The 23,257-nt window shown below is 65.3% G+C and carries 26 protein-coding genes and 1 pseudogene; 11 read left to right on the top strand and 16 right to left on the bottom strand.

Annotated elements, in window-relative coordinates:
• From P9A17_RS30755 to P9A17_RS30780, 6 genes are all read left to right on the top strand, one after another.
• Window positions 1-1,362 (top strand): terminase TerL endonuclease subunit (locus tag P9A17_RS30755; protein ID WP_278042592.1); only part of this gene is annotated, 1,362 nt, incomplete at its 5' end.
• Window positions 1,363-1,370: 8 nt separating this feature from the next.
• Complete coding sequence (locus tag P9A17_RS30760) at window positions 1,371-2,756, top strand: phage portal protein (RefSeq protein WP_278042593.1); 1,386 nt, start codon at window positions 1,371-1,373, stop codon at window positions 2,754-2,756.
• Between the two features lie 59 nt (window positions 2,757-2,815).
• Window positions 2,816-3,241 (top strand): hypothetical protein, encoded by a 426-nt coding sequence (locus tag P9A17_RS30765; RefSeq protein ID WP_278042594.1) that lies wholly within the window; start codon window positions 2,816-2,818, stop codon window positions 3,239-3,241.
• A 115-nt stretch (window positions 3,242-3,356) separates the two neighbouring features.
• The gene (locus P9A17_RS30770) at window positions 3,357-4,220 is read left to right on the top strand and encodes a phage major capsid protein (RefSeq protein WP_278042595.1); all 864 of its coding nucleotides are present in this window, start codon (window positions 3,357-3,359) and stop codon (window positions 4,218-4,220) included.
• A gap of 18 nt (window positions 4,221-4,238) precedes the next feature.
• Window positions 4,239-4,541, top strand: coding sequence for a hypothetical protein (locus P9A17_RS30775; protein WP_278042596.1), 303 nt, complete (start codon window positions 4,239-4,241; stop codon window positions 4,539-4,541).
• Window positions 4,542-4,582: 41 nt separating this feature from the next.
• Window positions 4,583-4,921, top strand: a complete 339-nt coding sequence (locus P9A17_RS30780) for a hypothetical protein (RefSeq protein WP_278042597.1) — start codon at window positions 4,583-4,585, stop codon at window positions 4,919-4,921.
• Window positions 4,922-5,167: 246 nt separating this feature from the next.
• Here the strand turns inward: P9A17_RS30780 and P9A17_RS30785 are convergent, their stop codons facing one another.
• Window positions 5,168-5,647 (bottom strand): hypothetical protein, encoded by a 480-nt coding sequence (locus P9A17_RS30785; protein ID WP_278042598.1) that lies wholly within the window; start codon window positions 5,645-5,647, stop codon window positions 5,168-5,170.
• 145 nt (window positions 5,648-5,792) lie between these two features.
• Window positions 5,793-6,878: a Xaa-Pro peptidase family protein gene (locus P9A17_RS30790; RefSeq protein WP_278042599.1), complete on the bottom strand. Its 1,086-nt coding sequence runs from the start codon at window positions 6,876-6,878 to the stop codon at window positions 5,793-5,795.
• 33 nt (window positions 6,879-6,911) lie between these two features.
• On the opposite strand from P9A17_RS30790, the gene P9A17_RS30795 reads away from it, so the two are divergent.
• Complete coding sequence (locus tag P9A17_RS30795; RefSeq protein WP_278042600.1) at window positions 6,912-7,520, top strand: B-4DMT family transporter; 609 nt, start codon at window positions 6,912-6,914, stop codon at window positions 7,518-7,520.
• Here P9A17_RS30795 and aroB read toward each other — a convergent pair.
• From aroB to P9A17_RS30845, 10 genes and pseudogenes are all read right to left on the bottom strand, one after another.
• The gene (gene aroB, locus P9A17_RS30800; protein WP_278042601.1) at window positions 7,517-8,593 is read right to left on the bottom strand and encodes a 3-dehydroquinate synthase; all 1,077 of its coding nucleotides are present in this window, start codon (window positions 8,591-8,593) and stop codon (window positions 7,517-7,519) included. The genes P9A17_RS30795 and aroB overlap by 4 nt on opposite strands.
• Before the next feature lie 158 nt (window positions 8,594-8,751).
• A pseudogene (locus P9A17_RS30805) lies at window positions 8,752-9,252 on the bottom strand (shikimate kinase); the annotation flags it as partial.
• Window positions 9,252-10,466 (bottom strand): chorismate synthase, encoded by a 1,215-nt coding sequence (gene aroC, locus P9A17_RS30810; RefSeq protein ID WP_278042684.1) that lies wholly within the window; start codon window positions 10,464-10,466, stop codon window positions 9,252-9,254. The pseudogene P9A17_RS30805 and the gene aroC, both read right to left, overlap by 1 nt.
• Window positions 10,467-10,516: 50 nt before the next feature.
• Window positions 10,517-11,260 carry an alpha/beta fold hydrolase gene (locus P9A17_RS30815; RefSeq protein ID WP_278042602.1) on the bottom strand — a complete coding sequence of 248 codons (744 nt, stop codon included), beginning with the start codon at window positions 11,258-11,260 and terminating at the stop codon, window positions 10,517-10,519.
• Between the two features lie 36 nt (window positions 11,261-11,296).
• On the bottom strand, window positions 11,297-11,731 hold the full coding sequence (locus tag P9A17_RS30820; protein WP_278042603.1) for an A24 family peptidase: 435 nt from the start codon (window positions 11,729-11,731) through the stop codon (window positions 11,297-11,299).
• A 9-nt stretch (window positions 11,732-11,740) separates the two neighbouring features.
• Window positions 11,741-12,538 carry a shikimate dehydrogenase gene (locus P9A17_RS30825; protein WP_278042604.1) on the bottom strand — a complete coding sequence of 266 codons (798 nt, stop codon included), beginning with the start codon at window positions 12,536-12,538 and terminating at the stop codon, window positions 11,741-11,743.
• Between the two features lie 36 nt (window positions 12,539-12,574).
• Window positions 12,575-13,822 (bottom strand): endolytic transglycosylase MltG, encoded by a 1,248-nt coding sequence (gene mltG, locus P9A17_RS30830; protein WP_278042605.1) that lies wholly within the window; start codon window positions 13,820-13,822, stop codon window positions 12,575-12,577.
• Window positions 13,815-14,342, bottom strand: a complete 528-nt coding sequence (gene ruvX / locus P9A17_RS30835; RefSeq protein ID WP_278042606.1) for a Holliday junction resolvase RuvX — start codon at window positions 14,340-14,342, stop codon at window positions 13,815-13,817. Before ruvX ends, mltG begins: the two co-directional genes overlap by 8 nt.
• 4 nt (window positions 14,343-14,346) lie before the next feature.
• Entirely contained in the window at window positions 14,347-17,037 is a 2,691-nt protein-coding gene (gene alaS / locus P9A17_RS30840; RefSeq protein ID WP_278042607.1) for an alanine--tRNA ligase, read from the bottom strand.
• Between the two features lie 74 nt (window positions 17,038-17,111).
• Window positions 17,112-17,501 (bottom strand): secondary thiamine-phosphate synthase enzyme YjbQ, encoded by a 390-nt coding sequence (locus P9A17_RS30845; RefSeq protein ID WP_278042685.1) that lies wholly within the window; start codon window positions 17,499-17,501, stop codon window positions 17,112-17,114.
• A gap of 120 nt (window positions 17,502-17,621) precedes the next feature.
• On the opposite strand from P9A17_RS30845, the gene P9A17_RS30850 reads away from it, so the two are divergent.
• Window positions 17,622-17,930: a GlsB/YeaQ/YmgE family stress response membrane protein gene (locus tag P9A17_RS30850; protein ID WP_278042608.1), complete on the top strand. Its 309-nt coding sequence runs from the start codon at window positions 17,622-17,624 to the stop codon at window positions 17,928-17,930.
• Between the two features lie 72 nt (window positions 17,931-18,002).
• On the opposite strand, the gene P9A17_RS30855 is transcribed toward P9A17_RS30850, so the two are convergent.
• The 4 genes from P9A17_RS30855 to P9A17_RS30870 form a co-directional block, all read right to left on the bottom strand.
• A complete protein-coding gene (locus tag P9A17_RS30855) occupies window positions 18,003-18,476 on the bottom strand; it encodes an SRPBCC domain-containing protein (protein ID WP_278042609.1) in 474 nt (157 codons plus the stop codon).
• Window positions 18,473-18,778 carry a metalloregulator ArsR/SmtB family transcription factor gene (locus P9A17_RS30860; protein WP_278042686.1) on the bottom strand — a complete coding sequence of 102 codons (306 nt, stop codon included), beginning with the start codon at window positions 18,776-18,778 and terminating at the stop codon, window positions 18,473-18,475. Before P9A17_RS30860 ends, P9A17_RS30855 begins: the two co-directional genes overlap by 4 nt.
• A gap of 127 nt (window positions 18,779-18,905) precedes the next feature.
• Window positions 18,906-20,237 (bottom strand): replication-associated recombination protein A, encoded by a 1,332-nt coding sequence (locus P9A17_RS30865; protein WP_278042610.1) that lies wholly within the window; start codon window positions 20,235-20,237, stop codon window positions 18,906-18,908.
• Window positions 20,238-20,246: 9 nt separating this feature from the next.
• Window positions 20,247-21,086, bottom strand: coding sequence for a DUF3097 domain-containing protein (locus P9A17_RS30870; RefSeq protein ID WP_278042611.1), 840 nt, complete (start codon window positions 21,084-21,086; stop codon window positions 20,247-20,249).
• A gap of 125 nt (window positions 21,087-21,211) precedes the next feature.
• Here P9A17_RS30870 and P9A17_RS30875 point away from each other — a divergent pair, with 125 nt between their 5' ends.
• From P9A17_RS30875 to P9A17_RS30885, 3 genes are read left to right on the top strand one after another with little or no spacing between them, the layout of a single operon-like run.
• Window positions 21,212-21,997: an SDR family NAD(P)-dependent oxidoreductase gene (locus P9A17_RS30875; protein WP_278042612.1), complete on the top strand. Its 786-nt coding sequence runs from the start codon at window positions 21,212-21,214 to the stop codon at window positions 21,995-21,997.
• Window positions 21,997-22,473 (top strand): nuclear transport factor 2 family protein, encoded by a 477-nt coding sequence (locus tag P9A17_RS30880; RefSeq protein WP_278042613.1) that lies wholly within the window; start codon window positions 21,997-21,999, stop codon window positions 22,471-22,473. The genes P9A17_RS30875 and P9A17_RS30880 overlap by 1 nt, the downstream gene beginning before the upstream one ends.
• The gene (locus tag P9A17_RS30885; RefSeq protein ID WP_278042614.1) at window positions 22,470-23,246 is read left to right on the top strand and encodes an SDR family oxidoreductase; all 777 of its coding nucleotides are present in this window, start codon (window positions 22,470-22,472) and stop codon (window positions 23,244-23,246) included. The genes P9A17_RS30880 and P9A17_RS30885 overlap by 4 nt, the downstream gene beginning before the upstream one ends.
• Window positions 23,247-23,257: the final 11 nt, after the last annotated feature.

Raw genomic sequence — 23,257 nt, forward strand, 5'->3', positions numbered from 1 at the left:
GACGGCAAGCCGTTCATCTTGAGGCAGTGGCAGAAGGATCTAGTTGCCTCTGTGTGGGATGCCGAACCTGCTCCCAGATTAGCCGCGTGGGCTATCGGTCGCGGTAACGGTAAGTCTCAGTTGGCGGCTGCGATGGCGCTTTTCAAGTTCGCGACGGGCGGCGTGGACGCGATGGTTGACCTTGTCGCGGTGGATGAGAGGCAAGCCGGGATTGTCTTCGGTATGTGCGTCAGGTTCGTGGCACGTCATCCTGAGCTTGAGAAGCGCATTCAGTGCTTCAAGGACCGCCTTGTAATCCCCAGTCGCGCAGCTGAGTTGACATGTCTTCCTGCTACTGCGGCGGCTTTGGAGGGCAGGAACGCTCTGTGCACCATTGTGGATGAGGGCGGCAGGGTTGACCGGGAAGTGTATGAGGTCGTCGCGTTGGCGAGCGGTAAGCGTCCTGAGAGCTTGGTGTTGCTGATCGGCACTCCGGGACCGAACCCTGACAACGTGTTGGCGCAGTTCCGGCAGCATGCCAGCGAGCATCCTGAGGACGCATCGCAGGTGTATCGGGAGTTCTCCGCGTCGGGGTTTGAGGATCACGGCACCGATTGTGAGCATTGCTGGGCGTTGGCGAATCCTGCGTTGGACGACTTCTTGCACAGGGATGCGTTGACGGCTTTGCAGCCGCCGAAGATGAGCGAATCTCACTTCCGCAGAACACGTTTGGTGCAATGGGTAACCGGTAACGCAGACCCGATCCTGCCTGGTGGCTTATGGGCTGATCTATCGACGGGTCAGGGCGTGCCTGATGGTGCCGAGGTTGTTCTGTCTTTCGACGGGAGTTATTCGGGCACTGATGCCACGGTGCTTACAGTCGCGACTGTTTCGACTCAGCCGCATCTTGATGTAGTGCAGGTGTGGGCGCGTCCCAACTACTCGGATACGGAGTGGAAAGTTCCGATTCTGGAAGTGGAGCAGGCGATTCGGGATGCGTGCCGCCGCTGGCAGGTCAAAGAGATTGCCGCTGATGACTACCGCTGGCAGCGTTCCCTAGCCGTTCTGGAGTCCGAGGGGTTGCCGGTGGTGAAGTTCCCTCAAACGGTGTCGCGGATGAGCGCTGCGACCGCTGAGTTTCTGACGGCGTGCCGCAACGGTCAGGTGTCTCATTCGGGTCACCCGGTGATGGCTGAGCATCTGGGTAACGCGGTGCTGACTGAGGATTCTCGCGGCGGTCGGTTGGTGAAGCAATCCCGTAGCCGTCATGCGGGTCGTATTGATGCCGCGATCACTGCCGTTATGGGTTACAGCCGTGCGTATTGGTTGGCGACTCACCGTAAGAAGCGTTTCCGCGCTGCCTCGTTCCGATATCAAAGATGAGATGAAATATGACCGATGACCTAATTGAGCTGCTTCAATTGTTGGACAGCCACCAGTACCGATACGGCTTGTTGGAGCGCTACTACCAGGGTGCCAGCCCGCTGAGCTTCCTGAGCCCGTCCGCGAAGTTGGCTCTACGCCACTTCGATCAGCTGTCTTCGAACCTCTGCCGTACTGCTGTGGTGTCGCTAGCGGAGAGATTGCGCCCTTCCGGTGTGGACGGCTGCGATGCCTGGGGGCTGTTCGAATACTCCAACCTTGACCAGGTTTCGGCACAGGTGCATAAGGATGCTCTGCTGTACGGGGTTGGCTTTGTGCTGTGCTGGACCGATACGCGGGGTAAGCCTCGCGCCACTGTGGAAAGCCCTCGTGAAGTGTGTGTGTCCCGTGATCCGGTCACCCGCGATGTCACGAAGGCTGTCAAGCGTGTCCGCGCCGCCAAGACCACCGAAGCATGGGTGTACTACCGGGATCGTGTGGAGCATTGGAGCGCGAAGACTCCATCTGCCGGGAATGCGGGCTATGAACTGGTGGAGACGGTTCCCCATGACTTGGGTCGCGTCCCGGTGCACGCTATCGGTCATGAAGATGAGGCGTCGGTCATTGACGATCTGCTGACCATCCAGGATGCGATCAATAAGTTGCTGTTGGACATGATGGTTGCTTCTGAGTACGCCGGTCGCCCGCGTCGTTTCGCCACTGGGATCGAGTTGGTTCAAACGCCGGTCGTTGATGATCAGGGTGTCGCGGTGACTGATCCTGTGACGGGCGAGATCGTGACCGAAGCCGTGAATCCGTTCCCTGACGAGAATGAAATGATGACGAGCGAAAACCCTGAAAGTCGTTTCGGTGCAATACCTTCAGCGGACTTAAAGCAGTTTGAGTCGGGCATTCGGGTGTTAATTTCTCAGGCGATGATGGTTTCCGGGCTTCCGGCGCACTATGTGGGTTTGTTGCAGGATTCAGTGACGAGCGCGGACGCTCTTAGAGCTGCTGAGAGCGCTTTGGTGGCACGTGCCGAGGCAAGACAGCGTCAGTATGGGGTTGGGTGGGAGTCGGTAGCCCAAAGTCTGGTGAGTATCCGTGACGGTGTTGATGCCGATGATGTGACGGCGAGGATTAAGTGGAGCCCTGCGGATACCCGTTCGGAAGCTCAGTCGGCTGATTCTTCGGTGAAGCTGCATGCTGCTGGGTTGCTTTCTAGGACAACAACATTGAAGCGCCTAGGGTTCCGTGATGACGATATCGACCGTGAGCTTGAGTTGCTGCTCGATGACGAGTTCTTATCGGTGAGGGCTCATGACGCTCAGCGGGCGGCTTCGCTGGGGTTCGTCAGTGACAACGGTGTGCGCGTGAAGGCTCAGAAGTTGAATCCCGCGCTAATCCCTGACTGACCTTGTTTTCGTGGCTGTGCGTCGCGTACAGCCTGTTTTAGACCTATTGGAGATGACATATGACTGTTGAAGATACGACCGCTGATGATGTGACCGATGATGTCACCGACGACGTAGATGTGACCGAAGATGATGCCGCTGACGAGGATATGACCGTTAAGCGTTCCTACATCTCGCAGCTTCGAACTGAAGCGAAGGACCACCGCCATAGGGCGGAAACTGCTGAACAGAACCTAGACGCGACGCTGCGCCAACTATTCACCGCGCAGGTAACGGCAACCGGCAAGCTGGCTGACCCCGAAGACTTGGATTACGACGCCGAGCTGTTGGCCGACGCCGATAAGTTGACCGCTGCGGTTGATGAACTGATTACCCGTAAGCCGCATTTGGCAGCACGAAAAGTGATGGGTTCCGTTGGGCAGGGTGTTACCGGTAAGCGTGAGGAGAAGTTCTCTCTTCTAGGGCGTTTGCAACAAAGCGTCTGATAAAATTGTAGGTAGATAAGCGAATTGATTTCGCCTCTTTTTCGGGTCTGATACCCAACTCCATTTCGACTGTCCTGATGGCAGCGTTTCATGTTGCTATTTAAGGATATAGATAATGGTCGTTCAGACTGCGGCTACACAGCCCACATTGACCGCCGCCGAGGTCGCTAACCTTTTGGTTCAGCCTCTTGAGCAGGAATCCACATTCCTAAGCGCTGGTCCTCAGATTATTGATACTGCCGGTCCGCTTCGTGTTCCGCGTATCGCTTCGGGTGCTACTGCTGGCTTCTACGCTGCGGGTGCGCCGATCACCGACAGTAATGTGAATTTCGATGAGGTGCAGTTGCTTCCTTCGTCGTTGAAGGGCATTAAGTCGTTGACGATTTTGTCTAATGAGCTTGTCCGTCAGGCTACTCACACTGTGGGGGCTTTGGATCAGGTTGTCAGCACTCGCCTTGTCACTGATGTGTCGAATGTGTTGGACGCCAGCCTATTTGACGGTACGGGTGCATCTGACACTATCAAGGGAATTCTGAGGGCTACGGGTGTTCAGACTGGTGTGCTTGATTTGGCGGACCCTGATTCGTTGATTGACGGTTTGGCTGTTGCTCAGGGTAATAAGGTTTCCCCTACGCATTGGGTGATGACGCCAGCAAGCTTTGCTAGCATTAGGAAGGTCAAGGTTGGAACCACTGACCGCAGGTACGTTATTGAACCTAATACTATTCAGAATGGTGTGAGTTTCCAGCTATTCGGGATTCCTGTGATCATTTCCGATAATATTGCGAACGTTTCTGGTAAGGCTCGTGTGGCTTTGGTGGACTTCAGCAAGGTTGTCGTTGCCCGCGATCAGAATCCTAGCGTAGCTATTTTGGATCAGACCTATGGCAATTCAGACTCTATCGGCGTGAGGGTTACCGCTCGTTTCGACACAGCATTGCTTCAGAGCAAGGCTGTCACTTTGTTGACTCAGGCGTGAGTTATGGCGGCTCCAACGGTGGCAGAACTTGAAAATCTGCTGAATCGACCTGTGCAGCAATTGCATGGGCAAGCCGCCCTGCACAACGTCACTCTGATGGCACGCTCGTACACCAGAGGCAGAGGATTTGTGAACGGTATCCCGTGTGAAGAGATTGCCGGGGTGATCGTGTCAGCGGCGTGCAGGCTCGTAGCGAACCCTCGCGGTATCGACATGGCGGAGGCTCGCGGTCCTGAGAGTGTGTCGTTTCGCGGCTCGTTCTCCGGTTGGAGCATCCCAGAGTTGTTTGTGCTCAACAATTTTCGCGAGCGTGCGAAGTGATCGTTAACGTCCATCGGGCTACCGAAAAGGGTTTCTACGGCATGAAAGCCGACAGCCGCATCCTCTTGGGGCAGCTTCAAGGTGTCGTGCTCGGCGGCGAGTCAGCGCAGCCTATGGGAAGAAATTTCCCTGGTGTCGTGTCTACTGAAGGTGAATTCGGGATTCCGCGCCGACAGACGTCGAACATCATTGTGCAGCAGGACGACCGTCTGGAGATTGTGTACGGGTCGGTAATGCCGACACAGTTGCCAGTGACGTTGTCCCAGGTGGACGGCAGTTGGTGGAAGGTCGTTTCCCTGCGTAAGTGGGACTTCCCGAACACTCTGACGGGCACTCTGCCCGAATATTATTGGGTTGAGGTTGTTGCTACGTCAGCCTGAAATGTTTTTGCGACCGCTGGTTACTTACAATTCCGCCAGCGTTCGAAGTGGTGAGACCAAAGACACCGCGCAACACCCCCTTGTCCGCTTCCCCACCCGGAAGTCTCCCGGATGAGGGGTTCGTTGTTTTCCAGGTTTCCAGGTGACCGGTTATCCGCCTGGTGAGCGCCCTGACAGAGAGGGGCACAGTCCCGTTTGAGTGTTCTGATACGCGCTCGGCGGGACTTCACCATGTCTAGAGAAGCCTCAGGTGTTGATAGCCCTCAGTACCGCGTTCAATAGGTCCCCGGCTTGGGCACGCTTCTTGTCGTTATCGAGCGGTAGGCTGAGCGGGTCAGGCAGGGTCACGGTTATCGTCTCGTCCTCCTCCGCAAACTCCAGATGTAGCGTGCGTGCCACGTCCCATTCTTGCGCTGGAGCCTCTAGCTGGAATGCCAACGCTTCGATACTCACCCGGGCAGTTCGGAGTGGGTAGACCTTGGCGGATGCTTGGACGGAGAATCCGACTGCGCCGTGTTCGGGTTGCAGGTTCTCCAGGACCACGAGGGAATTGCCCGACACCCAATAGACGCGGAACGTACGGTTGCCGGTCTGGACGACATGCGCTGCGTCGATGGGCAGTCCAACCGCATACGCGTTCACGATGTCTGTGATGGGCCGACCGACTGTCACTCCGAGTCGCGCGGCGGTATCAGCTAGGCCTTCGATTTCGTATCCGTATGTCATTTGACATCTCCTGCCATTTGCGTGTTTCTAGCAGGTTACCTGACCGCTCGGGCCCAGTGCGTGTCGCATTAGCTGATCCCCAAGATAATCCACGCTCAGCGGTTAGCTGTTTTCCCTGTTTGCGCAGGTCAAGCATAAGGTTCAACTAGCTAAGAATCACCAGTTCTTTGGAGAACCGGGTGAGTAGTTCTGGGTGCTTGTCGACCACGAGCGTGTCCTCGATGCGGACACCGCCGCGGTCGGGCAGGTAGACACCGGGCTCCACGGTCACCGCGGAGCCAGCAAGCAGTGTACCGGCGGCTGAGGCGTTGATCCCCGGCGCTTCGTGGATCTGCAGCCCGACCCCGTGGCCGAGGCCGTGACCGAAGTTGTCGGCGTACCCGGCATCGGCGATGACCTGCCGCGATGCGGCGTCGACGTCCTTGAGGGTGACGCCGGGCGCAAGCGCCTCGCGGCCGGCGCGCTGAGACTCGGCGACCAGGGCGTAGATGTCGCGTTGCCAGTCGGCGATCGGCGCGAGCACGAAGGTTCGCGTCATGTCGGAGTGGTAGCCGGCGACGAGCGCGCCGAAGTCGATCTTGACGAAGTCACCGGCTGCGAGCACGGCGTCGGCGGGCCTGTGATGCGGAATCGCCGAGTTCGCGCCGGTCGCGACGATGGTCTCGAAGGACGCCCCGTCGGCGCCGTGGTCCAGCATCAGCGCTTCCAGTTCGTTGCGGACCTCTTTCTCGGTGCGTCCGGCGCGCAGACCTCCGCGCTCGACCAGGTCCCGCAGTGCAGCATCGGCCGCTTCGCAGGCCAGCCGCAGCAACGCGACCTCGCCGGCATCCTTGACCTCCCGCAGACTTTCGACCGCGCCCGCGGCACGGACGAACTCGCAGCCCGCGCCCGCCGCCTTCGTCAGCGCCGCGAACGCGTCGACGGTGACGACGTGGCTTTCGAATCCGAGCTTGCCCACCCCTGCCTCGGCGGCCCTGCCGGCCAGATGCGGCCCGACGGCCCGTTCGATGACGACGTCGGCGTCGGGCGCTTGATGTGCGGCCTGCGTGCGGTAGCGACCGTCGGTGGCAAGCACCGGCGTTTCGTCGTCGGCGAGCACCAACAGAGCCGCGTTCGAACCGGTGAACCCGGACAGATAACGCACGTTGACCAGGTCTGATACCAAGATGGCGTCCAGTCCCTTGGCGGTCAGCTGTTGACGCAGCCGATCGCGGCGCGCAGATATCGTCACAGCGGCTGACGCTACTCGCTAAGGTGAGGCCCCATGAGCAAGTGGTTGGTGCGCGGACTCGTATTCGCAGGCCTGATGGTGATCGTCCGATTGCTGCAGGGCGCAATGATCAACGCGTGGGAGACCAAAGCCGGTCTCATCAGCGCGGTCCTCGTCGCGTTGTACGCGCTCGTCGCGCTGATCTGGGGTTATGCCGACGGTCGCGCCGACGCCCGCAACAACCCAGATCCCGACCGCCGCGACGACCTGGCGATGACCTGGCTGCTCGCCGGACTGTTCGCGGGCGTCGTCAGCGGAGCGGTTGCCTCGTTCATCGGCCTGTTCTACAAGAACCTGTACGTCGAGGGTTTCATCAACGAGGTGACGACGTTCGCGGCGTTCACTGCGCTGCTGGTGTTCATCTTCGCCATCGTCGGCGTCGCGCTCGGGCACTGGCTGGTCGACCGCAAGACGCCGAATCAGCCCCGTCGTCGTGAGGACGACGACCGCGCCGACACCGACGTCTTCGCCGCGGTCCGCGACGACCGGGATGTCCAGGATTACGAGACGCAGCCGACGGGCACGGAATCCGAGCAGCAGACGTCGTCGGTGGCGGTCGCCGAGGACGACGAGACGCGTCCGGTCGACAGGCGCGACAACTAGCGAGCGACCTCGGCGTAGGCCGCGGCCAGCAGCGCCGGATCGGGACCTTCCAGCCGGCCCGGCTTGCCGAGGCCGTCGAGCACGACGAACCGCAGCACTCCGGCGCGGGTCTTCTTGTCTCCCAGCATCGATTCCATCAGCTGCGGCAGCGCGTCGGCGTCGTAGCTGACGGGCAGCCCCAGCGAGGTGAGGATCTCGCGGTGCCGTGCCGCGGTGGCGTCGTCGAGCCGGCCTGCCAGCCGACCGAGTTCGGCGGCGTACACCAGTCCCACCGACACGGCGGCGCCGTGGCGCCACTGGTAGCGTTCCCGGCGCTCGATGGCATGCGCCAAGGTGTGGCCGTAGTTGAGGATCTCGCGTAGCGCCGATTCCTTCTCGTCGGCGGCGACGACCTCGGCTTTGACGGCGACGGCCCGCCGGATCAGCTCGGGCAGCACGGTGCCCGAGGGGTCGAGTGCGGCCTCCGGATCGGCCTCGATCAGGTCGAGGATCACCGGGTCGGCGATGAATCCGGCCTTCACGATCTCGGCCATGCCCGCCACGATCTCGTTGCGCGGCAACGATTCCAGCGTGGCGAGGTCGACGAGGACCGCGGCCGGCTGATGGAACGCGCCGACGAGGTTTTTGCCTGCGTCGGTGTTGATGCCGGTCTTGCCGCCGACCGCGGCGTCGACCATGCCGAGTAGCGTCGTCGGCACGTGAACGATGTCGATACCACGCAGCCAGGTGGCTGCGGCGAAGCCGGACACGTCGGTGGCCGCTCCCCCGCCGAGGCTGACGATCGCGTCCTTGCGCCCGATGCCGATCCGGCCGAGCACCTCCCAGATGAAGCCGACGACGGGCAGTTCCTTGCCACCTTCGGCGTCCGGAATCTCGATGCGATGGGCATCGATTCCCTTGTCGGCCAGGTGGTTACGAATGGCCTCGGCAGTCTGGGTCAGGGTCGGCTGGTGCAGGATCGCGACCTTGTGCCTGCCCTCGAGAACACGCGCCAGCTCGCCGAGTAGCCCGGTCCCGATGATCACCGGGTACGGCGGATTGGTGTGCACATCGACCGTCACCGGCTCTGTCACTGGGCGTCCTTTCGAGCGCAGGAGGACCCTCTGCCCTTCTTGGCCGCGACCACGGCCGGGCTCGGCGGGGCCTCCGTGGAGGGAGATGCAGTCAGCGACAGCGGCGCACGGCGCCACACCGGACGCCGACGCCGACGGTCGGGCCTGGCGCCGGGGTTTTCCAGCCGGTTGGCGATGTAGCGCACGACGGCGCCCGGGTTGCGATGGTTGGTGTTGACCCGAATGGTGGCCACCTGCCGGTACAGCGGAACACGTTCGGCCATCAGTGATTTGTACTTCTCGCCGCGATCGGGTCCGGCAAGCAGCGGCCGGACCGTCGATCCGCCGGTGCGCCGAATGCCTTCGGCGGCACTGATTTCCAGGTACACCACGGTGTGCCCGGAAAGCGCCTCGCGGACACCTTCGGTGGTCACCGCACCACCGCCCAGCGACAGCACACCGTCGTGGGTGGCCAGCGCGTCGCGGATGACGTCCTCTTCGATACGGCGGAACTCAGGTTCGCCGTCGGTGGAGAAGATGTCGGCGATCGTGCGGCCGGTGGTCTTCTCGATCGCAATGTCGCTGTCCAGCAACGGAACATCCATGCTCTTGGCCAGGCGCCGCCCGATCGTGGACTTGCCCGAACCGGGCAGCCCGATCAGAACCGCTTTCGGAGCCATCAGCCGGATGCCGTCGCCGCGCTGGTGGACGGCTCACGCTCGGCGACCGCGCGCAGGTAACTGTCGATGTTGGCGCGGGTCTCGGCCAGCGAGTCGCCGCCGAACTTGTCGAGCGCGGCCCGCGCGAGCACCAGCGCCACCATCGTCTCGACGACGACGGCCGCGGCGGGGACGGCGCACACGTCGGAGCGCTGGTGGATCGCCACGGCTTCCTCGCCGGTCGTCATGTCGACGGTGGCCAACGCACGGGGCACGGTGGAGATCGGTTTCATCGCGGCGCGCACGCGGACCGGCAGCCCGTTGGTCATGCCGCCCTCAAGGCCGCCCGCGCGATTGGTGGACCGCATGATGCCGTCGGCTCCGGGGTAGATCTCGTCGTGGGCGACGCTGCCGCGGCGCCGGGCGGTCTCGAATCCGTCGCCGATCTCGACGCCCTTGATGGCCTGGATGCCCATCACCGCGCCGGCCAGCTGGCTGTCGAGCCGGTTGTCACCGCTGGTGAAGGAGCCCAGGCCGACGGGCAGTCCGTGCGCGACGACCTCGACGACGCCGCCGAGGGTGTCGCCGTCGCGTTTGGCCGCTTCGATCTCGGCGATCATCAGTTCTTCGGCGGTCTTGTCGAAGGCGCGGACCGGGCTGTCGTCGACCGCGGCCAGGTCGGACGCCATCGGCGGCAAACCGTCGTAGGGCTTCGAGGCTCCGATGGAGACGACGTGGGAGACGATGTCGACTCCGAGCGCCTGCTTCAGGAACGCGCGGGCCACGGTGCCGGCTGCCACGCGGGCCGCGGTTTCGCGGGCGCTGGCGCGCTCCAGCACCGGCCGGGCGTCGTCGAAGCCGTACTTGAGCATGCCGGCGTAGTCGGCGTGGCCGGGTCGCGGCCTGGTCAGCGGCGCGTTGCGGGCGGCGCTGTCGGCGAGCACCGCGGGATCCACGGGATCGGGAGCCATCACCGTCTCCCACTTGGGCCATTCGGTGTTGCCGATCTCGATGGCGATGGGCCCGCCCAGCGTGACGCCGTGCCGCAGGCCGGTGAGCATGGTCACCTGGTCCTGTTCGAACTTCATCCTGGCGCCGCGGCCGTAGCCGAGGCGGCGGCGGGCCAGCTGCTCCGAAATGTCACCCGAATTCACATGGACGCCGGCAACCATGCCCTCGACCATGGCCACCAGCGCCCGGCCGTGGGATTCACCTGCAGTCGTCCATCGCAACACGCGTCCCATTTTCGCACGACAGGTGCGCCGTCCCTAAACGGCGACGGTGCTCACCCCAGGCGCAGCGTCCTGCGCAGCCAGTCCAGCACCGGCGGCGCCACCTGCTGTAGTGCCGACTCGGCGATGATCCAGTGCGGCAGGCCGGGGTGTATCTGGTGCTCGGCGCCGTAGCGCTCGGCGATCCGCCGCGACATCCACGGGGCGACGTTGCGGTCCGAACCTGCGCTGACGCACAGCACCGGACATCTCACGTCGGATGCGGCGACGCGGGTGACCGGCGCCCCGAGCAGCAGAGCCCGGAAGGCCCGGCCGGAGTCTCGGACCAAGAGCGGGATCAGCCGGTCCTGTTCGTCGCGGGGCAGCGTGCTCAGCGGAACCACGCGCATCACCTCCGGCGACGGCAGGAACGGACGTCCGGCGAGCACCATCGGCATCAGCGGGACGAAGTGCGGAAGAACCTTGATCTGCGGCCACAGCACACCCGGCGGGATCGCCGCGAGCAGCACCACCGCAAGCGGGTCCCGGGCGGCGGCCACCTTCTGCGCCAGCAGGCCGCCCATGCTGTGCCCGACGACGATCGCCGGTTCGCCGATCGCGTCGTAGGCCTTCAGCGCGACGTCCACCATGTCGGAGACGCTCGTGCGGCTCAGCACGGCGTCGTCGGACGGCTCCCGTCCGGGCAATGCCGGTACGTGGCAACGGAATCCGGCGTCGGTGAAGAAGCGCACCCAGGGCTCCATCAGGGAGGGCCTACCAAAGATGCCGTGCAGCAACAGAATCGGTGGATTCGCCATGCACTTCAGTATTGCCGCCCGGGTGCGGCGTGGCGATTACCTCGGAGGTAAGCAAACTGCCGCCACAGCGAGTGCGGTGGCAGCGCACATCGACGGGCCGTGGGGCAGCGCTGGCCGACGGGCGACCAGTCCGGCGACCGCCGTGAACGCCGGCGCGCCGAGGGCTGCCAACAGCCACGCGTGCAGCCCGAAAGCGCCGCTGAGCGCGCCGAGTCCAATCGCCAGCTTGACGTCTCCGGCCCCCATTCCGGACGGAGACATCAGGTGCACGACGAGATAGAGCGCCGTCAGTGCGACGGCGCCGGTGCATGCGGCGCCACCGTGACCGGACACCGCGGTGGCGATCAACACCACGACCGCGCCGGGCAGGGTCAGCGCATTGGGCAGCCGGTGATACCGCACGTCGTAGATCGACAGCGCCCCCATCCACGCCACCGCCAGACACGCCGCAGCCGCGGCGACCACCCCCATCCGATCAGGCTAAGCCCGCCGCAGGACAGCCTTCATCGCCTCTTTGGGAGCCGGCATGCCGGTGAATTGTTCGACCTGCGTGTAGGCCTGGTTCAGCAGCATGTGCAGCCCGCTGATCGCCCGGCCGCCCGCGCGCTCCACGGCCACCGCCAGCGGCGTGGGCCACGGGTCGTAGATGGCGTCCAGCAGCACAGGTGTCGCGGAGATCCACTTCACATGCGCCGCAGCCACATCGGCGGGTACGGTGCTCACCACCGCGGCGACACGGGTAAGGGGTTCGCCGAGCTCCAACCACCGGGCCGCCATGCCGATGTTCTCGGCAAGTGCCACGAGCGAGGCCGCCTTCTCGGGGTTGCGTGCCACGATCTGGACGTCGGTGACGCCGAGCGCGGCGAGGGCGACGACGGCCGCGGGTGCGGTGCCGCCGGATCCCACGACGGCCGCGGAACCCATCACGGATTCCAGCGCCCCGACCACTCCGTCGACATCGGTGTTGTCGGCGCGCCAGCCGGCGTCGGTACGCACCAGTGTGTTGGCCGAACCGACCAGCAGTGCGCGGTCGGTGGCTTCGTCGGCGAACCGCAGCGCAGCGAATTTGTTGGGCATCGTCACCGATACGCCGACCCATTCCGGGCCGAAACCGGATACCAGGGCGGGCAGTTCGTCCTCGGTGCACTCGATACGGTCATACGTCCAGTCGTGCAGACCCAACGCCCGGTAGGCCGCCAGGTGCAGCTGCGGGGACCGCGAATGCGCGATCGGAGAACCCAGCACCGCGGCCCGGCGGGGACCCTCGACCACCGTCATCTGTTCTTCGCGCGAGCGCTCATCACTGCTACCGACTCATCGTGCGGAGTCGAGAACGCCGTTGCGCCTGGCGATCTCGATGTTCGCCAGGTGCTGCTCGTACTCGCGGGTGAACAACGTCGTGCCTTGCATGTCGACCGTGACGAAGTACAGCCAGTCCCCGGGCTCGGGCTGCTCTGCGGCCAGAAGCGCGGGTGCCCCGGGCGAGCAGATCGGCGTCGCGGGCAACCCTGGGCGCACATAGGTGTTCCACGGCGTGGACTGGGCCCGGTCCCCGTCGGTGGTGGCGATCTCGATGCGGTCCAGCCCGTAGTTGACCGTCGAGTCGAACTCCAGCGTGCGGTTCTCGTTGAGCCGGTTGTAGATGACGCGGGCCACCTTCGAGAAGTCCTCCGGGGTCGCTTCGCGCTGCACCAGCGAAGCGACCGTGAGGATTTCATACGGCGACATGTCCAGCGCGGTGGCCGTGGTGAGCAGGCCGCTCTGCTCGTATTGCGCGGCGCTTGCAGAGATCAGCGTCGCCAGGATGGCCTGCGGCTCTGCCGACGGGTCGATGTTCCAGGACCCCGGTGCGATCAGGCCCTCAAGCCTGCGATGGTCTGACCCCATATTGTCGACTGCGCCGGTGGCCCATTCCGGCACCGCCAGATCGGCCGGATTGGCTGCGCCCGCCGTGTTCTTGAGGTCGTCGGCGGACACACAGCGCCGCTCGCCGTCGAGGTCCACACAGGACGCGTTGGAGATCAGCGTCAGGATGCCGTCGGTGACGGCGTTTGTCTTGACGTCGCTGACGTCGTCGAGCTGTCTGCCTTCGGGGATGACGAGCTTGCCGACCCGGCTCGCGGGGTCGGCGAGTCGTTCCACCGCGTCGGCGGCGGGAATCTCCGTGCGCATCTTGTAGAAACCGGGCTGGATCGCCGTGATGGCCGTGTTGCCGTCGGCCGCCTGAACGAACGTCGTGACGTTGGCGACGATGTTGCTGTCGTGCAGCGTCTGACCGATGGCCGTCGTCGAATCGCCGTCGTGCACCTGGATGACGACATCGTTGATGCCTTCCCCGGCGTAGTCGGTGCTGGATCCACCGAACAACGAGTGCCACATCTTCGAGCCGAGGAACACCGCCACCACCGCGACGACGACGAGCATCGACAGAGCGATCACCAGCCCCGTCTTGCGCCTGCGGCGGTACCGCTCCTCGCGGGCCCGCTCCCGCCGCGTCAGCCGCCGTCGCGGTGGACCCACCGCCAAGGGCTCCGCGCGGTCACTCTGCCAGTCGTCAGTCATCCAAGACCTCTCCGTGTGCGGGCAACGCCGCCCGCCTCTGGTCAAGCCAGTTCTGAAGGATCCCCACCGCCGCGGCCTGATCGATCACCGATCGTTGACCGCGGGCTCGTACTCCTGCCTCCCGCAGAGCGCGCTGTGCGGTCACCGTGGTGAACCGCTCGTCCGTCAGGCGCACCGGCACCGGGGCGATGCGGTTCGCCAGCAGCTCGGCGACCTCGCCGGCGTCCTGCGCCGACGATCCGGCACGGTCGGCCAGCGTCCGCGGCAGCCCGACGACGACCTCGACGGCCTCGTACTCGGCCACCAGCGCAGCGAGCCGCTTGACGTGCCGGCCCGAACGCTTGTCGCGCTGCACCGTTTCTACCGGGGTGGCCAGGATCCCGTCCGGATCGCTGACGGCCACTCCGATGCGGACCGTTCCGACATCCACCCCGAGCCGACGTCCGCGCCCCGGATCCGGGGCCGCGTTCGGATCGCCGGGCCGGTCGGGCACACGGCTGGTCCAGTCGGTGTCGGGCACGCGGTTAGCTCCGGCCCAGCTCCGCGCGGATCGCCGCCAACGCGGCGTCGATACCCGCCGCCCCCTTGCCCGAGCCCTGCGCGAGGTCGGCCTTGCCGCCGCCCCGGCCGTTGACGGCTGCGCCCAGCACCTTGACCAGGTCGTTGGCGCTGATCCCGAGGTCCTGCGCGGCCGGGTTGACCGCGACCACGAACGGCACGCTGTCGTCGTCGCCCTCGGCGATCAGCGCGACCACACCGGGGTCGCTGCCGAGCTTGCCCCGGATGTCACCGACCAGCGATCGCAGGTCACCCGCGGAGATGCCACCGGCCATGCGCTGCGCGACGAGGCGCACCTTGCCGATCTCCTCGGCACCCGCGGCAGCGTTGACCGCCGCGGAACGCGCGCTGGCCAGCCGCATCCGGTCGAGTTCCTTCTCGGCCGCGCGCAGTCGCTCCACGAGGGTCGCGACGCGGGCGGGCACTTCCTCCGACGGCACCTTCAGCGAGGACGCCAGCCCCGCCATCAACGCGCGCTCCTTGGCGAGGTGCTTGAACGAGTCCAGCCCGACGTACGCCTCGACGCGGCGCACACCGGAACCGACTGACGACTCCCCGAGGATCGTGACCGGCCCGATCTGGGCGGAGCTGCCCACATGCGTTCCGCCGCACAGCTCCAGCGAGAACGGCCCGCCGATCTCGACCACCCGGACCACGTCGGGATAGTTCTCCCCGAACATCGCCATGGCGCCCATCGCCTTGGCCTTGTCCAACTCGGTGTTGAAGGTGTTCACCGCGAAGTCGGCCTGGACCGCCTCGTTGGTGACTTCCTCCACCTGGTCACGCTGCTGCGCTGTCAGTGCGCCCTGGAAGTTGAAGTCGAACCGGAGGTAGCCCGGACGGTTCAGCGAGCCGGCCTGAACGGCGTTGGGGCCCAATACCTGTCGCAGCGCGGCGTGCACCATGTGGGTACCCGAGTGGCCCTGGGTGGCGCCGTGACGCCACCGCGGATCAACCGAGGCGACGATCGTGTCACCTTCGACGAATTCGCCCGACTCGACGTTGATGCGATGCGCCCACAGAGTTTTCGCGATTTTCTGGACGTCGGTGACGGCCGCTTTGGCGGTTTCGGACGCGCCGGTGCCCGTGATGGAGCCTTCGTCGGCGATCTGGCCGCCCGACTCCGCATAGAAGGGGCTGCGGTCGAGAATCAGCTCGACACGATCCGCCTCGAGTCCGTCGTGGGACACCACGGGTACCCGCTTGCCGTCCACGAAGATGCCGAGAATCGTTGCCTCGGTGGTCAGTTCGTCGAAACCAGTGAACTCGGTGGGTCCGGCGTCGACGAGCTCGCGGTACGCCGACAGGTCGGTGTGGGCCTGCTTGCGCGCGGCCGCATCGGCCTTGGCGCGCTTGCGCTGCTCGGCCATCAGGCCGCGGAAGCCCGCTTCGTCGACGGACAGACCGGCCTCGGCGGCCATCTCCAGCGTCAGGTCGATCGGGAATCCATAGGTGTCGTGCAGCGTGAAGGCGTCGCTGCCGGACAACACCTTGGCACCGGATTTCTTGGTCGCCGCGGCCGCATCCTCGAACAGCCGGGAACCGGCGGTCAGGGTGCGGTTGAACGCCGTCTCCTCGGCGACCGCGATGCGGTTGATGCGGTCGAAGTCGGTGACGAGTTCGGGATAGGACGGACCCATCTCGTCGCGCACCGTCGCCATGAGCTCGCCCATGATGGGACGCTCGACGCCGAGCAGCTTGGCGGCGCGGATGATCCGGCGCAGCAACCGGCGCAGCACGTAGCCGCGGCCCTCGTTGCCGGGGGTGACGCCGTCGCCGATGATGATCGCCGCGGTGCGGCTGTGGTCACCGATGATCCGGTAGCGGACGTCGTCTTCGTGGTTGCCCTGCCCGTATCCGCGCGGGGCGATGCTCGCGACGAGGTCGATGACGGGGCGCACCAGGTCCGTCTCGTAGACGTTGTCGACGCCCTGCAGCAGGCACGCGATGCGCTCGACACCCATGCCGGTGTCGATGTTCTTGCGCGGCAGCGGTCCGAGGATCTCGAAGTCCTCCTTGGAGGTGCCCTCACCGCGCTCGTTCTGCATGAACACGAGATTCCAGATCTCGATGTAGCGGTCCTCGTTGGCCTCAGGGCCGCCCTCGATGCCGTACTCGGGGCCACGGTCGTAGTAGATCTCCGAGCACGGGCCGCACGGTCCCGGGATACCCATCGACCAGTAGTTGTCGGCCATGCCGCGGCGCTGGATGCGCTCCAGCGGCAGCCCGGCGACCTCCTGCCACAGTTCGATCGCCTCGTCGTCGTCGAGATAGACGGTGGCCCAGAGCTTCTCGGGATCGAACCCGTAGCCACCGGCATCGACAGGATTGGTCAGCAGCGACCACGCCAGCTCGATGGCGCCCTTCTTGAAGTAGTCGCCGAAGCTGAAGTTGCCGGCCATCTGGAAGAAGGTGTTGTGCCGGGTGGTGATCCCGACCTCTTCGATGTCCGGGGTGCGGATGCACTTCTGCACGCTGGTGGCGGTGTCGTACGGCGGGGTGCGCTGTCCCAGGAAGTAAGGGACGAACTGCACCATGCCCGCGTTGACGAACAGGAGGTTCGGATCGTCGAGGATCACCGAAGCGCTGGGCACTTCGGTGTGGCCCGCCTTCACGAAATGATCAAGGAACCGCTTCCTGATCTCGTGTGTCTGCACGTCCTGTTGTCCTTCGGTCTCACCTGCGAATACTCGACCGCACCACAGTACCGTTTGGACACGCGTCGAAATTACTAGCCCGACACGAAGCTCAACCGCACCGATCGGCGCGGATTGTCCCTGTTCAGATCCACCAGCACGATGCTCTGCCACGTGCCCAGCAGCGGTTCGCCGTCGGCCACCGGAACCGTGACCGACGGTGACACGAGACCCGGCAGCACGTGATCGGCGCCGTGCCCGGGCGAGCCGTGGGCGTGGCGGTAGCGGTCATCACGCGGCAGCAGACGTTCGAGCGTCTCGATGAGGTCGTCGTCGGAGCCGGCACCGGTCTCGATGACCGCGACCCCGGCCGTCGCGTGCGGCACGAACACGTTGCACAGGCCGTCCCGCTCGGCGGCGCAGAACTCACGCACCTTTGAGGTGAGGTCGACGATGCGGCGCCGCGAAGTGTCGACGTCGAGCAGCTCGGTGAACATGGCTCCGAGGGTACGAGAAGGTCCTGCGGAACCGGCTTTGACGCAGGCGTTTATTGGAATTGAGGCGAGGGTAGCCCTCTGTCAGCTGCCCATTCCTTGGAGGAAGACATGACCATCACCGGCATCATCACCGCAATCCTTATCGGCATCGTCGTCGGCGCGCTCGGCCGTCTCGTGCTGCCCGGCAAGCAGCCGATCGGCATGCTGCTGACCATCTTGGTCGGCATCGTGTCCGCGTTCATCGGCACTGCGCTGGCCCGCGCCATCGGAATTCCCACGGTCACCGGAGGAATCGATTGGCTCGAACTGCTCGTCCAGGTCGTGGTGGCTGCTGCCGGCGTCGCCCTGGTCGCGGCACTCATGGGGCGTCGCAAGACGGGCCTGATGGGACGCCGGCGCTCCGGAATCATGCGCTGACATCCCGAAAACGCCACCCTTGGTGATCCCGGCTGGGCCCCCGACCAGTCGGGATCGCCTCTTTTCCGGGGTCTACAGGGTTTTCAGCAGGGCGTCGAGCTTTTCGTAGCCTTCGGTCATGCCGCCCTCCATCCCTGATGCCAGCAGCGCGTCGCGCGCCCCGACGTTGGGGCAGATCGAACGGCCCCGCAGCCGGGACCGTCCGCCGCCGAGATCTTCGAACCACAGGAATTCGATGTTGACCATGTCGGGGGCGCCCTCGAATTCGAAGGTCTGCAAGATGAATTCGCCCGCCCGCACGGTGTGGAACGTGCCGTTGAAGCCGAACGTCCCGTGCTCGGTGGTGTGGGAGTAGCGGTAACCGCCGTGGTCGGCGAAGTTCCACTCGGTGATGTCCATCTTCAGACCGTGCGGGCCGAGCCACTGTTTGACCAGCTCGGGTTCGGCGTGCGCGCGGTACAGCGCGTCCACGGGCGCGTCGAATTCGCGCGAAAACTCCATGGCCAGCGTGTCGACAGGTGCGGTGAGATCCAGTGCCTTCGTCATGATTGTCCTTTCTCGGTCATTGCGGCCAGCAGAGCGTCCAGCCGGCGATAGTTGCGTTCGGCGTCCAGGCGATATTTGTCGATCCAGGACGTGAGCTCCTCAAGTGCTGCGGCATCCAGATGCACGGGCCTGCGCTGCGCATCTCGGGTCCTCGTGACCAAACCAGCCTGCTCAAGCACCTGAATGTGTTTGGACACCGCCTGTTTCGTGATGTCGAACGGAGCGGCCAGCTCGTTGACCGTCGCCGGGCCTCGTGACAGCCGCGCCACCATCGCGCGTCGCACGGGATCCGCCAGGGCCATGAACGCCCGATCGAGTCGAGCCTCTGCGTCCTCGTCACTTCCCAATAAACAACCTCTCCATTGATCAACCCTTTGGTTGACTACGACGGTAGTAGCAGTGCGCGGCAGAGTCAATGATCGGATCTCGTCAGCGCGTGCGGCGAATGATCGCCCGCAGCTTCTCCAGCCGGGTCGCGATCTCGCGCTCGACGCCATGGGCAGTCGGTTGGTAGTAGTCGATCCCGACCAGCTCGTCCGGCGGATACTGTTGCGCCGCAACGCCACCCGGTTGATCGTGGGCGTACTTGTAGCCGACCGCATTGCCCAGCTTCTCGGCGCCGGAGTAGTGGCCGTCGCGCAGGTGTGCAGGCACCAGGCCCGCCTTGCCCGCCCGGATGTCGGCCATCGCCGCACCCAGCGCGGTTGTCACGGCATTCGATTTCGGTGCCGTCGCCAGGTGCACCGTCGCGTGCGCCAGCGTCAGCTGTGCCTCCGGCATGCCGATCAGCTGCACGGTCTGCGCGGCGGCGACGGCGATCTGCAGCGACGTCGGGTCGGCCATCCCGATGTCCTCACTCGCCAGGATCATCAGCCGGCGTGCGACGAACCGCGGGTCCTCCCCCGCGACCAGCATCCGGGCGAGGTAGTGCAGCGCGGCATCGACATCCGACCCGCGGACGGACTTGATGAACGCGCTGATGACGTCGTAATGCTGGTCGCCGTCGCGGTCATAACGCACAGCAGCCTTGTCGAGTGACTGCTCGACGACCTCGACCGTCACCTCTTCCCCGGACTCGCTGGCCACTTCCAGCGCCGTCAGGGCCCGGCGCGCATCGCCCGACGACAGCTGCACCAGCAGGTCGACCGCGTCGTCGTTGACGGTGACCTTGCCGCCCAGCCCCCGTTCGTCGTCGATGGCGCGCCGGATCACCGTGTCGATGTCAGCCGGGGTCAGCGGCTGCAACTGCAGGATCAGCGAGCGCGACAACAGCGGCGCGACGACGGAGAACGACGGGTTCTCGGTGGTCGCCGCGACCAGCAGCACGACGCGGTTCTCGACCGCGGCCAGCAGCGCGTCCTGCTGGGTCTTGGAGAACCGATGCACCTCGTCGATGAAGAGCACGGTCTGCTGCCCGCGGATCGAGGCCTGTCGCGCCACATCGATGACGGCACGGACCTCTTTGACGCCGGCGGCGAGCGCCGACAGCGCTTCGAACCGGCGGCCGGTGGCCTGCGAGATCATCGACGCCAGGGTCGTCTTGCCGGTACCCGGCGGCCCGTAGAGGATCACCGAGGCTGCGCCGGAGCCTTCGATGAGGCGACGCAGCGGCGAGTTCGGTTTGAGCAGATGCCCCTGCCCGACGACTTCGTCGAGCGACGCCGGACGCATCCGCACCGCCAGTGGTGACGACGCACCGGGCACCGGGACCCCGCTGGGCGCGGGAATCTCTCCGGGAACGTCGAACAGACTGTCGGACACGCTCCCTGCTTACACGGGTGCGGTGACGAAGTCGATGAGCTCCTCGACCCGGCCGATCAGCTCGGGTTCCAGGTCGGTCCAGTCCCGCACCCGACCCCGGATCTTCTGCCACACCGCGGCGATATCGGCCTGGTCGCGGTGCCGCCACCCGAGCGCCTCGCACACACCGTGTTTCCAGTCCTGCCCCTTTGGAATCGTCGGCCACTGCGTCACGCCGATGCGCTCGGGTTTGACGGCTTCCCAGATGTCGATGAACGGGTGCCCGACCACCAGCGTGTGCTCACCACCCGGCCCGCGTCGGACCGCGTCCGCGATCCGCGCTTCCTTCGATCCGGGCACCAGGTGGTCGACGAGCACGCCGAGACGGCGCCCCGGTCCCGGCTGAAAGTCCTTGACGATCGCGGCGAGGTCGTCGACGCCGCCCAAGTATTCGACGACGACACCTTCGATGCGCAGGTCCTCTCCCCAGACCTGCTCCACGAGCTCGGCGTCGTGACGACCCTCGACGTAGATGCGGCTGGCGAGAGCGACTTTCGCGCGCGCACCTTTGACCGCGACGGAACCCGACGCGGTCCGCGTCGGAGCCGAGGGTGCAGACTTCTTGGGCGCGGTGAGGATGACCGGCTTGCCGTCGATCAGGTAGCCGGGGCCGACCGGGAACGGTTTGGTACGCCCGTTGCGGTCTTCGAGTTCCATCCGGCCGTATTCGACGCGCACCACCGCGCCCACGAAGCCGGTCTGGGCATCTTCGACGACCATGCCGATCTCGATGGGTTGCTCCGTCGACCGGGGTCTGCGGGCCTGGTGCGGATTGTTGGACAGGATGTCGGCGCCATAGCGATCAGCCACCCGGTGATCCTAGGAAGGATCGCGGCCGTCACCGCCTAACATCGCCCGTGTGTTGCTCAATCGGGCCACAGCCCGGCTCGGGTAAACCGGGCACCGAGCAGTCGACGTTGGGTCATGATCGAGCGGTGACAGACCTGAGCACCTACGGACCGTGGGCGGTGATCGCGGGCGGATCCGAGGGGGTCGGCGCTGAATTCGCCGCACTTCTGGCCCATGCCGGAGTCAACCTCGTGCTGATCGCGCGCAAGCCGGCGCAGCTGGAAGCCACCGCGGCCCGCTGCCGTGCGATGGGTGTGCAAACTCGAACGCTGGCAATCGATCTCGTCGACGGCGTGGACGAGGTGATCGCCGCGACGTCAGACCTGGAGGTGGGGCTGCTGATCTACAACGCCGGTGCGAACACCTGCAGCGAGGAGTTTCTCGACGCTCCGCTGCCCGAATTCGGCCGTGTCATCGACCTCAACATCACCGCGATGATGGCACTGGTTGCGCACTTCGGCCGGCCGATGCGGGATCGACGCCGCGGCGGAATCCTGATGGTCGGCTCGATGGCCGGTTATCTCGGCTCGACCCGCCACACGGTGTACGGCGGCGTGAAGGCGTTCGGCCGGATCTTCGCCGAGGGTCTCTGGCTTGAGTTGCGCGAGTACGACGTTCACGTGCTCGAGCTGGTCCTCGGTGTCACCCGAACTCCGGCGATGGAACGGGTGGGGCTCAACTTCGACGTCCCCGGCATGCGGGTCGCCGAACCCGCCGACGTCGCCGCCGAAGGACTCGATCGGCTGCCGTTCGGCCCGGTGCACATCGCGGGCGGCAACGACGACGACGTCGCGCGGCGCAACAATCCCGACCGCGCCGAGGTGGTGCTGGGCGCGCACCGGTTCATGAAACAACTGATGGGTGACCGTTGATGAGCGATGACCGACTGGCCGATCTGGAACGGCGGCTCGCACGGATCGAGGACGAACGCGAGATCGAACGGCTGATCGCCCGCTACGGGCCGCTTGTCGACGCCGGGGAGGCCGACGCCGTTGCCTCGCTGTGGGCCGAGGACGGCACGTACGTGGTCGAAGGCTGGGAGATGCGCAGCCGAGCCGATGTCGCCGCGATGGTGCGCTCCCCGGACCACCAGGGTCTGATCGGCCGCGGCTGTTGCCATTTCCTCGGTCCCGCGGTGGCCACCGTCGATGGCGACGACGCCGTCGCGGTGTGCGAATCGACGCTGCTGGTGCACCGCGAGGGCCGCTTCGCCGTTGGGCGGGCGGGAGCCAACCTGTTCCGACTGAGACGCATCGACGGGCGGTGGCAGATCACCAGCCGCACCACCCACGCCCTCGACGGCACAGTCGAAGCACGCCGGCTGCTTTCGACCGCAGCACTGGCATGAGCGGCGCCCTGGAGGGCCGGGTCGCGTTGGTGACCGGAGCGGGCGCCGGCATCGGCGAGGGCATCGCCCGGCGGTTCGCCGATGAAGGCGCGCGGGTCGTCGTCGCTGAGTACGACGAGGTAGCCGGCCGGGAAACCGCCGAGCAAATCGGTGGACTGTTCGTCGGCACCGATGTCTCCGACCGCGATCAGGTCGAGAACGCCGTCGCGACAACGCTGTCCGAGTTCGGTTCGGTCGACGTTTTGGTCAACAACGCGTGGGGCGGGGGCGGCATCGGCCGGGTCGAGAACAAGACCGACGAAGCTCTCGCCGCGGGGGTCGCGGTCGGCTATTACGGCCCGTTCTGGGCGATGCGCGCCGCCTACCCGCACATGAAGGCGCAGGGCTGGGGCCGCGTCATCAACCTGTGCAGCCTCAACGGGGTGAACGCGCACGTCGGCTCGCTGGAGTACAACGCCGCCAAGGAGGCCCTGCGCGCGCTGACCCGCACCGCGGCCCGGGAGTGGGCGCCGACCGGCGTCACGGTCAACGCTCTGTGCCCGGCAGCCAAGAGCCAGGCCTTTTTCCGCGCGCTCGGCGAGAACCCCGAACTGGAGGCGCTCGCCGACGCGGCGAATCCGATGGGACGCATGGGCGACCCGTACGACGACATCGCACCCGTCGCCGTGTTCCTGGCCTCAGAAGCGTCCCGGTACCTGACCGGCAACACCCTGTTCGTCGACGGCGGCGGCCACATCAACGGCGTGGCCTGGGCGCCCGACCTCGGCGACTGAAGCGGCCGGCC

The sequence above is a fragment of the Mycobacterium sp. 236(2023) genome (assembly GCF_029623955.1).
Lineage (GTDB): Bacteria > Actinomycetota > Actinomycetes > Mycobacteriales > Mycobacteriaceae > Mycobacterium.